Source organism: Nonomuraea sp. NPDC049141, assembly GCF_040648415.1.
Classification (GTDB): Bacteria; Actinomycetota; Actinomycetes; order Streptosporangiales; family Streptosporangiaceae; genus Nonomuraea.
On the sequence record NZ_JBEZDR010000006.1, the window covers coordinates 125,136 to 135,743 of the forward strand.

At 69.6% G+C, this 10,608-nt stretch carries 10 protein-coding genes and 2 pseudogenes; 5 read left to right on the forward strand and 7 right to left on the reverse strand.

Annotated elements, in window-relative coordinates; translation table 11 throughout:
* Positions 1-11: 11 nt before the first annotated feature.
* Positions 12-758 (reverse strand): TetR/AcrR family transcriptional regulator, encoded by a 747-nt coding sequence (locus tag AB0B91_RS19590; protein WP_358321133.1) that lies wholly within the window; start codon positions 756-758, stop codon positions 12-14.
* Between the two features lie 55 nt (positions 759-813).
* Here AB0B91_RS19590 and AB0B91_RS19595 point away from each other — a divergent pair, with 55 nt between their 5' ends.
* The 3 genes from AB0B91_RS19595 to AB0B91_RS19605 all read left to right on the forward strand — a co-directional run bounded on the left by AB0B91_RS19595 (position 814) and on the right by AB0B91_RS19605 (position 4,045).
* The gene (locus AB0B91_RS19595; RefSeq protein ID WP_358321136.1) at positions 814-2,016 is read left to right on the forward strand and encodes an FAD-dependent monooxygenase; all 1,203 of its coding nucleotides are present in this window, start codon (positions 814-816) and stop codon (positions 2,014-2,016) included.
* A gap of 66 nt (positions 2,017-2,082) precedes the next feature.
* On the forward strand, positions 2,083-3,291 hold the full coding sequence (locus AB0B91_RS19600; RefSeq protein ID WP_358321139.1) for an FAD-dependent monooxygenase: 1,209 nt from the start codon (positions 2,083-2,085) through the stop codon (positions 3,289-3,291).
* A gap of 34 nt (positions 3,292-3,325) precedes the next feature.
* Positions 3,326-4,045, forward strand: coding sequence for a helix-turn-helix domain-containing protein (locus tag AB0B91_RS19605; protein ID WP_358321142.1), 720 nt, complete (start codon positions 3,326-3,328; stop codon positions 4,043-4,045).
* Here the strand turns inward: AB0B91_RS19605 and AB0B91_RS19610 are convergent.
* Complete coding sequence (locus tag AB0B91_RS19610) at positions 4,014-4,913, reverse strand: LysR substrate-binding domain-containing protein (protein ID WP_358321145.1); 900 nt, start codon at positions 4,911-4,913, stop codon at positions 4,014-4,016. The genes AB0B91_RS19605 and AB0B91_RS19610 overlap by 32 nt on opposite strands.
* A 150-nt stretch (positions 4,914-5,063) precedes the next feature.
* Between AB0B91_RS19610 and AB0B91_RS19615 the strand changes: the two genes are divergently transcribed.
* Positions 5,064-6,035: a nitrilase family protein gene (locus tag AB0B91_RS19615; RefSeq protein WP_358321147.1), complete on the forward strand. Its 972-nt coding sequence runs from the start codon at positions 5,064-5,066 to the stop codon at positions 6,033-6,035.
* Between the two features lie 41 nt (positions 6,036-6,076).
* On the opposite strand, the gene AB0B91_RS19620 is transcribed toward AB0B91_RS19615, so the two are convergent.
* The 5 genes and pseudogenes from AB0B91_RS19620 to AB0B91_RS19640 all read right to left on the reverse strand — a co-directional run.
* Entirely contained in the window at positions 6,077-6,709 is a 633-nt protein-coding gene (locus AB0B91_RS19620) for a TetR family transcriptional regulator (protein ID WP_358321149.1), read from the reverse strand.
* Positions 6,710-6,780: 71 nt separating this feature from the next.
* Entirely contained in the window at positions 6,781-7,032 is a 252-nt protein-coding gene (locus AB0B91_RS19625) for a hypothetical protein (RefSeq protein WP_358322188.1), read from the reverse strand.
* A 22-nt stretch (positions 7,033-7,054) separates the two neighbouring features.
* Positions 7,055-7,585, reverse strand: a pseudogene (locus AB0B91_RS19630) (ATP-binding cassette domain-containing protein); the annotation flags it as partial.
* Positions 7,582-8,604 carry an ABC transporter ATP-binding protein gene (locus AB0B91_RS19635; RefSeq protein WP_358321151.1) on the reverse strand — a complete coding sequence of 341 codons (1,023 nt, stop codon included), beginning with the start codon at positions 8,602-8,604 and terminating at the stop codon, positions 7,582-7,584. The gene AB0B91_RS19635 and the pseudogene AB0B91_RS19630, both read right to left, overlap by 4 nt.
* A pseudogene (locus tag AB0B91_RS19640) lies at positions 8,601-9,524 on the reverse strand (ABC transporter substrate-binding protein); the annotation flags it as partial. The gene AB0B91_RS19635 and the pseudogene AB0B91_RS19640, both read right to left, overlap by 4 nt.
* A gap of 50 nt (positions 9,525-9,574) precedes the next feature.
* Here AB0B91_RS19640 and AB0B91_RS19645 point away from each other — a divergent pair.
* Positions 9,575-10,426: a phytanoyl-CoA dioxygenase family protein gene (locus AB0B91_RS19645; protein WP_358321152.1), complete on the forward strand. Its 852-nt coding sequence runs from the start codon at positions 9,575-9,577 to the stop codon at positions 10,424-10,426.
* Positions 10,427-10,608: the final 182 nt, after the last annotated feature.

Here is a 10,608-nt window from a genome sequence, read left to right on the forward strand (position 1 = left end):
GCGGCGGTCGATCACTCGGCCCCGTCGAGGCGCGACCTGATCAGGACCTCCACTCCGTCCAGGATCCGGTCCAGGCCGAACGCGTAGTCGAAATGCCGCTCCTCCTCAGGAGTGCCCGCCGGATAGTCGAACGCCCCCGCGTCGACCGCCTGGCGCAGCGCGGGAAAGCGCCGCTCGTCGGCCAGCGAGCCGAGCAGCGTGCTGTAGGCGGCGATCGACTCCCCTGAGGCGGCCTGGCCGAGATCCGCGGTCAGCCGCGCGGTGGTGAGCATGTAGTTGGCCACCAGCAGCACCACACCGGCCTTGTCGCTCTCGCTGAGCCCGGTGCCGCGCAGCACGGCCAGCGCCCGGTCGGTCCACGCGAGCTGGTTGGGCGTGACGGGCGGCCCGGTGACGGGCAGGTGGACGATCCACGTGTGGGCGCGCAGCATCTCCCACTGCGCGCGGCACCAGCGCGCCAAGCCCGGCCTCCAGCCCTCACAGGGCCGGTCCAGCTCGGCGGGCACGGCGGCGACCGAGTCCAGCATCAGCAACAGCAACTCGTTCTTGCTCTTGACGTGCCGGTAGAGCGACATCGTGGTGAACCCCAGCCGCTCGGCGACCCTGGCCATCGACACCGCTTCCAGACCGCCCGCGTCCGCCAGATCCACCGCCGCCCCCGCGATGCGGCCGAGGCTCAGCCCGGTCCTGGGCTCGGGCGCGGGCCGGTGGAGCCGTTCCCAGAGCAGGTCGAGCCCGGCCGGCAGCTTGTCGTTCATCGTCTCCCGCTTTCCTGCTCGCGCTTGTCCCAAGTGTATGTCATACACTCGGTGTATGACATACACAGCACTGATCGCGGGCGGCGGAATCGCGGGTACGGCGGCGGCGATCGCCCTGCGCAAGGCGGGGATCGACGCGGTGGTCCACGAGGCGTACGACAGGACCGCGGACAATGTGGGCGCGTTCCTCACACTGGCGGTGAACGCGCTCGACGCCTTACAGGCGATCGACCTCGACACCGGCAAGGTCGGCTTCGACACCCCGCGCATCACGATCACCAGCGGTTCCGGCCGGCGGCTCGGCGAGCTCCCGTACGGCACGGGCGTACCGGGCGGCCTGGTCAGCCGTACCGTCAAGCGCGCCGACCTGTACCGGTTCCTGCGCGAGCAGGCCGTCAGCCGAGGGGTGCGCATCGAGTACGGCAAGCGGCTCGTGGACGCGAGGAGCACCGGCGGCGGGGTGGCTGCGCGGTTCGCCGACGGGAGCGTGGCCGAGGCGGACCTGCTGATAGGCGCCGACGGCCTGCGCTCACGCACGCGCGAGATCATCGACCCGGCGGCCCCTGGCGCGCGGTACGCCGGGCTGCTCAACACGGGCGGCTATGCCCGCGCCGTCCCCGCCGCCGGGGAGCCTGGCATGATGCACGCCATCTTCGGCAAGCGCTGCTTCTTCGCCTACACCGTGCACCCGGACGGCGAGGTGTGGTGGGCGGCGAACCCGGCGCAGGCCACCGAGCTCACCCCCGCCGACGTGGCGGCGATCACACCGGCGCAGTGGCGGACCCGGCTCAGCGAGCTGTTCAGGCGCGACCACGGGCCCGCGCTCGACATCATCGCGGCGACCGATGAGATATTCGCGGGCTGGAACACCTACGACGTCCCCACGGTGCCGGTCTGGCACCGCGACCGGATGATCATCATCGGCGACGCGGCCCACGCCACCGCCCCATCGATCGGGCAGGGCGCGGCCATGGCCATCGAGGACGCCGTCGTCCTGGCCACATGCCTGCGCGACGGCCCCGACACCGAGTCCGCGTTCACCGACTACGAGCGGGCGCGGCGCGGACGCGTCGAGCGGGTCGTCGAGCAGGGCAACCGTACCGGCGGCTGGAAGGCGCTGAGCCCGCTGGCCAGGGTGCCGCGCGACGTGATCATGGGCCTGGCCATGAGACATATGGCCAGGACCGGCAACGACCCGAGCCGCTGGATCTACGAACATCACCTCACCTGGGACGAACCCGCTAGGAGCGCAAACTGACCAATTGAACTCATTTGGTCAGTTCGTCGGCTAGGGTGGCGGTGACTCGACAGGAGAGGAGTTGCCATGAAGGACGCAGTCGGCCGTGGCCGAGCGCTGGTGGTCGGGCTCGGGATCGCGGGCATCGCCACCGCGTTACGGCTACGGCAGGTCGGCTGGGAGCCGGTGCTGGTGGAGCGGGCCCCGGCCCGCCGCTCAGGCGGGTACTTCATCATGCTGTTCGGCACCGGTGCCGCCTCCGCGCGCCGGCTGGGCGTGCTGGAGGCGATCGGCGACCGTACCCCGGGGCCCGCCCCGTACGAGGTGAACCGGGCCGGACGCCGCAGCGTCGGCATGAGCCTGGCCAACCTGCCCGGCAAACCCCGGGTGGTGCTGCGTGGCGACATCGAGCAGGCGCTGTTCTCCGCGCTGCCGGCCGATGTGGAGATCCGCTATTCCACCGTGCCCACCCGCATCGTCCAGGACGACTCCGCGGCGGAGGTCACCCTGCACGACACCGCCGCCGACACCACCGTCACCGAGCGCTTCGACCTGGTGGTGGGCGCCGACGGAATGCGGTCAACCGTGCGCGGGCTGGCCTTCGGCCCCGAGGATCGCCTGAGTCCGCTGAACTACATGATCGGCGCCACCGTCCTGGACAAGCCGATCGAGGGCCTCGACCAGGAGCAGGGCCTGATCTTGGCCGAGGCCGGACGTTCGGCATGGATCTTCCCCTTCTCCGACCACGCTCCTGGCCTGCTGTTCTCCTACCGCACCGACGACGTCGACGCCGAGTTCGCCCGCCCACCGATCGAGTCCATCCGCGCCGCCTTCGGCCCGCAGCCCCCCGGGCCCCTGCTGGAGAGGTTGCTCACCGCGTTCGAGCACACTCCGGAGGTCCTGTTCGACTCGGTGAACCAGGTCAAGATGCCGCGCTGGCATCAGGGGCGGGTCGTGCTGGTCGGCGACGCCGCCTGGTGCGTCACCCTGTACGCGGGCATGGGCGCCTCCAGCGCCATGGCCGGAGGGGAGCTGCTGGGCACCATGCTGCAGCGCCACGGCGACCTGCCCGCCGCGCTGCACGCGTGGGAGGCGCGGATGCGGCCGTTCATCCAGACCGAGCAGGACACCGCGCTGATCATGCGCAGGATCTTCACCCCCCACGACCGCAAGGAGCAGCTCCTGCGCGCCGCGATGCTGCGCCTGATGCGCGCCCCGGTCATCGGGCCGGCGATGGGCAGAATAATGAACGGCGCAGACATGCAGAACAAACAGTTCGACGTCGCCGCCGTTTGACGCGCCCCGAGCACGGAAGAACAGGACAGCCCAGGTGAGCCAGCTGATCGAACACCACTCACGCAAAGCCGCCCGCATCCTGGACAGCGCACGGGAACTGGTGCTCGACCATGGTGCCCACAAGGTCACCGTCAGCGAGATCGCCCGCGCGGCCGGGGTCGGCAAGGGCACCGTCTACCTGTACTGGCCCGCCAAGGAGGACCTCATCCTCGGATTGTTCGCCCGCGAACTGCTGACCTTCCTGGATGAGATCATCGCCCGCATCACCGCCGACCCCGCCACCGTGCTGCCGTGTCGCCTGGCCCCGCTGCTGATCCGCACCGGACTGCGACTCCCCCTGGCAAGCCGCGTGCAGAGCGGCGACGCCGACCTGCTGCGGCTGCTCACCCAGCAGGCCGGCGACCGCGAGCTGTTCGCCCGCACCACACCGAGCGCCATGTGCGAGACGGTCATGCCGATCCATCACCGCCACGGACTGATCCCCCGAGACCGTCCGTTGCCCGAACTGACCTACGCCACACACGCCGTGCTCACCGGGTTCGGTGTCGCACTGTCCGACCCGGCCACCGCCGCGTTCGGTGTCGGCGACCCTGACCAGGTCCTCGCCGACACCGTGGCCCGGCTGCTCGAACCCCCCGTCGCCCCCAGCGAGCAGGCCATCGCCGCAGCCGCCGAGGAGATCCTCGTCGTCCTGCGCCAAGTCCGGGAGGCGGTACTGGAGCTCATCGAGCGGAGTCAGATCCTCCAGCAGTGAGCTCGCGCACGACGGCGAGGAAGTTGGCCGTGACCGGCCTCATGTGGGCGCGATCCCACACGGCGCCCACCTGCCATCTCGCGGGAGGCAGTTCCATGGGCACTATGGTGACGGCGGGGGACGCGATCTTGGCGGCGCTGGCCGGCACGATGGCGATGCCGACGCCCGAGGCCACCAGGGCCACGACCGTCTGAAGATCGTGAGCTTCCTGAAGGATGCGCGGCCTCAGGTCGTAGGCCTTGAGGAAGCCGTCGAGCTGGGCCGCCAGTCCTGGGCCCTTCGCCGCCGCGAGCCGGATGAGCGGGTGGTCGTCCAGCCATGACACGACGCTCTCGTCACCCGGAGGCGCGGGCCCTTCGTCGCAGGACACGGCGACGGCGAGCGTGTCCGTGCTCAGGGCGATGCTCCCCAGGTCGTCGTCCACAGGCAGCCTGACAAAACCGACATGCAGCCTGCCCGCCCTTATGAGGTCCACCTGGGTGGCGGTGGACATGTCGTCGAGGGTGATTTCGACGTGCGGGTAGCGGCGGCGGAACGCCGCCACGGCGCGCGGGGCCAGGTCGATGGTGGACATTCCGAAGCCGACGCTCAACAAGCCCGATTCGCCGAGTGCCGTCTGGCGGGCCCGGCGGGCCAGGAGGTCCGCGCGGCGCACGAGGTCCTGGGCATCGGGGAGAAACAGCTGGCCGAGGGGGGTCAGGGTGGCCCCGTGCCGTCCCCGGTCGAACAGCGGGCCGCCTACCTCGGCCTCCAGAGCCTGGATCTGCTTGGTCAGAGCAGGCTGCGTGACAGCGAGCGCCTGCGCCGCCCGGCCGAACGCACCCACCCTGGCCGTCTCGATGAACGCACGCAGCAGCCGGATTTCCATTCCCGCAGTCTATGGAACCCGTCGAAAGTTTCATTGGACCGGCCCACCTCCTGTCGGGTGTGATGGAGGACATCGATTCCAGTTCAGGGAGAACCATTGTCACCATCGACCGGCGATAAAGAGCGGACGAATATCCTGAGATGCGCTTCGGTGCAGTTCGAGGCAAGGCCGGACGCCAAAGAACATAATTTGGCGAGAATAGCGCACTTCGTGCGCGAGGCCGCCGCGGACTCCGTACAGGTCATCGCCTTTCCGGAGATGTGCCTGCTCGGCTACTGGCATCTCCGCAATCATTCGGCCAAGAAACTGCACGAGCTCGCGGAGCCGATTTCCGGGCCATCGACGACCGCGGTACGTCGCCTCGCGATGGAGAACGGCATGGCCGTCGGTGTGGGATTCCTGGAGGTGGACGAGAACGGCCGCCTGTTCAACTCGTACGCGGTATGCCTTCCGGACGGGCACGTGCACCGCCATCGCAAGCTGCACGCGTTCGAGCACGAGGCCATATCCAGCGGCGCGGAGTACACCGTTTTCGACACTCCCTGGGGTGTTCGACTCGGGGTGCTCATCTGCTGGGACAACAATCTCGTGGAGAACGTGCGCGCCACCGCTCTCATGGGCGCCTCCGTACTTTTGGCTCCGCATCAAACCGGCGGGACGGCATCACGCAGTCCGCACTCGATGAAGCCGATCCCGTTGGAGTATTGGCAGGCCAGATATCGGGATCGGAAAACGATCGAAGAGCGGTTCCGCGGGCCCAGCGGACGCGAATGGCTGCTCCGCTGGTTGCCGGCGCGCGCCCACGACAACGGCCTCTGTGTCGTCTTCAGCAACGGCGTCGGGCGAGACGACGACGAGGTGCGTACCGGGAACGCCATGATTCTCGACCCCTATGGCCGGATCCTGGTCGAGACGGCCTCCCCTGAGGACACCATGGTGGTCGCCGATCTCGACCTGGATCTCCTGCCGATGTCCACCGGGCGGCGCTGGATGATGGGGCGCAGACCCGAGCTGTACGGCATTCTCACCGAGCGTTTCGGCGACGAACGCGACCCGCGCACCGCGCGTTTCTCCGACGAGCCCGCGCGGATCTACGTCTCACCTGTTGACGACGCGCAGTAAGACGTGATGCTGTCGCGGCCGCGGCCTGACGGCCCAGGGCGTCAGGCGGGTTCGAGTCCGATGAGCCGGGCGAGGACGGCGACCTGGTCGGCGAAGTGGGCGATGAAGTCGGGGGAACCCGGATCGGTGCCGCAGACGCCTTCGATGACGTGCGGCAGCGTGGTGGGCGCCATGGCGGCGGCCATCAGCATGATCAACAGGCAGGCAGGGTCCACCTCGGCCGGAAGGTGGCCGGCTGCTTGCAGTGCGCGCAACTGGTCGACGCTCTCCGCGAGCAACCGGGCGCGGGGCGCGTGGTCGGGGTCGTCGTCCGGACCGGTGTATTCCAGGCCGCTCCAGGCGAGCAGGCGGGCCCCGTCCGGGTTGTGCGCCGCCTCCATCGCGTATCGGTGCAACTGCTCGGGCAGTGGCGTGCCCGGTGGCGCCAGCTCGCGCTGCCGCTGCTGCCACTGCTGCGACATGGCCTCGTACAGGCCCTCTTTGCCGTCGAAGTAGTAGGAGATCAGCTGCACGTTGACGCCCGCTCTGGCGGCGATCGCGCTGACCCGGGCGCCCGCGTAGCCGTGCGCGCCGAACTCGGCCGATGCCGCGTCCAGGATCAGCTTGCGGGTGCGTTCGGGATCGCGCTGCCGGTCCTGTGGCGTGGGCGACCTGCGAGGTTTCGACGGAGGCATGGAAGGGACTATACATACGCCTGACGTTATCAATCATTAACATGTATTAATCAAATGATCATTTGACACCGTCACCCGTCTTGGGCATCCGTGGTGGACAACTCCAGGGCGGCATCGAGCAGGCTGCGGGTGTACTCGTGCCGCGGCGCACCGAGCACGTCTGTCGTCCGCCCTTCTTCCACCACCACACCGCGGCATGACGGCGATGCGGTCCGCGATCTGGTGCACCACCCCGAGGTCGTGGGAGATGAACAGCATCGCCAGATGGTGGCGCTCGCGCAGGTCGACCAGCAGCCGGAGGATCTGCGCCTGGACCGACACATCCAACGCGGACACCGCTTCGTCGCACACCAGCAGCCGCGGTCTGACGGCGAGCGCGCGGGCGATGCTGACCCGCTGGCACTGTCCGCCGGAGAGTTCGTCGGCCCGGTGCCGGGCGACGCTCGCGTCAAGCCCGACGTCGTCGAGCAGGCGGTGCACAGCGGCGGTACGGTCGCCGGGCGGGGCCGACTCCGGATGGGTGCGCCATGCCTCGTTGATGATCGCGGCGACGGTCATGCGCGGGCTCAGCGACGACCGGGGATCCTGGAAGACCATCTGCGCGGCACGTTGTTGCGCCGTGGTCCGGCGCCCGACCGGTCCCAGGGGCACGCCGTCGAGCAGGACGCTGCCGGAGCCGGGCCGGACCAGGCCGACGATCGCCCGGGCCACCGTGGTCTTGCCCGACCCCGACTCTCCGACCAGTCCCACGATCTCGTCGGGAGCCACCGTGAGGCTCACGCCGTCGACCGCGACGAAGTCCCCCGAGCGCGACCGGAACCAGGTGTTACGGCGGGCGAAGCTGACCCGCAGGTCGTTCACCTCCAGCAGGCTCATCGCTGCAGCAGCTCCTCGGCGAAGTGGCACGCGGCCCACCGGCCGGGCGCGACGGGTCTCGTCTCCGGCTCCTCGGTGCGGCACCGGTCACGCGCCAGCGGGCACCGAGGGTGGAACGCGCAGCCCGGTGGGCGGTTCTCCGGAGCGGCCGGCGTGCCGGGCAAAGGGTGTGCCAGGGCGGCACGGGTCCGCACTGCGGGCACGCTGTCGACCAGTGCCCGGGTGTACGGGTGGGCCGGGCGGGCCAGCACCGCCGTGGTGGGGCCACGCTCGGCGACGCGGCCGGCGTACATGACGACGACCTGGTGCGCGACGTGCGCCACGACCCGCAGGTCGTGGCTGACGAGGAGCATCGCCAGCCCCTGGTCCTGCTGGATGGAGCGGAGCAGGCGCAGGATGCGCGCCTGCACCGTCACGTCCAGCGCGGTGGTGGGCTCGTCGGCGAGCAGCAGCGCCGGGCTGCCCGCCAGGGCGAGGGCGATCATGGCCCGTTGCCGCATCCCGCCGGAGAACTCGTGGGGGTAGTTGCGCATTCTCGCGGCCGGCTCGGGGATGCCCGCCCGCTCGAGCAGTTCGAGCACCCGCTGAGCCACCTCGGCGCGCGGGCGGCCGGCGCGGCGGAGGATCTCGCCCACCTGGCGGCCGATCGTCTGGGTCGGGTTGAGCGCGGCCAGCGGATCCTGGAAGATCATCGCGATCTCGTGGCCACGCAGCCGGCGCCGCCGGGCGAGGCTCGCCCGGAGGAGGTCCTCGCCCTGCCAGCGCAGCTCCCCGCCGGTCGCCGCTCCTTTCGGGAGCAGGCCGATCACGGCGTTCGCGGTCATCGTCTTGCCGCTGCCGGACTCGCCGATGAGCCCGACCGTCGTCGCCTGCGGGATGTCGAACGTCACCCGGTCGACGACGCGGACGCTGCCTCCGGCGACGGGCAGGTCGACGACCAGCCCGTCCACCTCGAGCAGCGGGTCGATCGGCACCGAGTCGTCCCGCACCGGCGTTGTCGCGTCCCATGTTCGGCTCATGAGCCGCCGACCTGCATACCGGCGAAGTTGGGCAGCCCGTTCGGATCCGGCGTGACGCCGGTGACCCGGCCGTTCCAGGCATAGGCGTACTTGACCGCCATCGGGAACATGCCGACCGCGTCATGCCAGATGATCTTGCTGGCTTCGCCGTACAGCTTGACCCGCTCGCCGCTGTCCGCGCTCGCTCCGGCGGCGGCGAGCAGCTTGTCGAGGTCGGGGTTGCAGTAGCCGTTGCGCTTGGCCGCGCAGGGGTACAGCCGGCCGAGCGTGTTGGCCGCGTCGAAGGTGGGGTTCGAGAGCTGCTGGAAGTTGACGTCCCAGTTCAGGGCGAGCAGGTCCTTGGTGAACACCGCCTGCTCCTTCTCCAGCAGGTCCACCTGGACGCCGATCTTCTGCAGGTCGGAGACGATCGCCTGGTTGAACGGCCGGAACTCGGCGTTGGCGAACTGCAGCCGCAGCTTGGCAGAGAAGTCGAAGCCGGCGGCGGTCAGCGCGGCCTTCGCCGCGGCCGGGTCGTAGCGGACGGGTTCCTGGGGGACGTAGCCGAGGGTGACGGGCGAGACCGGGGCGTCGGCCAGGGTGCCGGTCTGCGGGTACAGCCGCTTGATGATGGTCGCGAAGTCGACCGCCTGCCACAGGGCCCGCCGTATCTTGGCCTCCTTCAGCGCCGGCGCGGAGGAGTTGAACCACATGGTGAACACGGCGGTGCTGGGCACCGTCCCGACCGTGAGGTTGGAGTCGCGCTGCAGCTCCGCGAGCTGATCGTCGGGGATGCCCCAGATCATGTCCACCTCGCCGGTCCGCAGCGCGGTCATCCGGGCCGCGAGCTCGGGCATCTTGCGGATGGTCACCCGGCCGAGCCGGGGCGCGCCGCCGAAGTGCTCGGGGTTCGGCACCAGGACGAGCGTCCCTGAGGAGTCGAACTTCTGGAACGCGGCGAGGTCGGCTTCTTCGAGAAAGGCGGTGCGGCGTGACGAACACCGAACTGAAGACCACGTACGAGCGCGACGGCTTTCTCGTCCTCCGGGAGGCGTTCAGCCCCGGCGAGGTCGGCAAGCTGGTCGAAGAGGCCGTCCGCATCTGCCGCGGCGAACTCGGCGACGTCCAGAGGGCGCTCCCCGCCGGGCCCGCCGACACCGACGACGACGTCCTTCGCCGTTTCCTCTGCGTCCACTACCCGCACAAGCTCTCCGGAGTGATGCTCGCCGCCATGCGCCATCCGGCGATCGTCTCGCCGCTCACCACGATCATCGGCCCGAACGTGAAGGCCATGCAGTCGATGCTGTTCATCAAGTCCGAAGGGGAGCCGGGACAGGCCTGGCATCAGGACGAGATGTTCATCCCGACCCGCGACCGTTCGCTCACGGCGGTCTGGCTCGCGCTCGACGACGCCACCGTCGAGAACGGCTGCCTCTGGGCACTGCCCGGCTCGCACCGGTCCGGCGTGGTGTACCCGAACCGTGAGCACGATGATCCGCGCTACGACTGCACGGTGGAGTCCTACGGCTTCCCGTTCGACGACTCCGACGCGGTGCCCGTGGAGGTCCCGGCCGGCTCCGCGGTCGTGTTCAACAGCTATCTGCTGCACAAGTCGCTGCCCAACACCGCCAGGAGCGGCTATCGGCGAGCCCTGGTCAATCACTACATGAGCGCCGAGTCGCTGCTGCCCTGGGACACTCCCCCGGCGGGGACGCCCATGGCGCAGGCGGACCACCGCGACATCGTCCTGGTCGCCGGCGCCGACCCGTACGCGTACAAAGGCCTGCGGGAGGTACGCCGGCCGCGGATCCGCCCGAACAGGGACGGCGGCTGCGACAGATGACCCACGGAAAAAGAAAAGCCCCGAATATATATCGAGCGGCAATGAGAATACGGACACAAGAATGGCGATAAGCGCCGGCCGACCTGGATCGGGATGAGCGATGCAGAACGGCTCCACCCGGCGCGCCGCGTCGATCTCCTTGGCGAAGCGGTGATCGTCGGCCAGCCCGTCCGCCAGCAGCT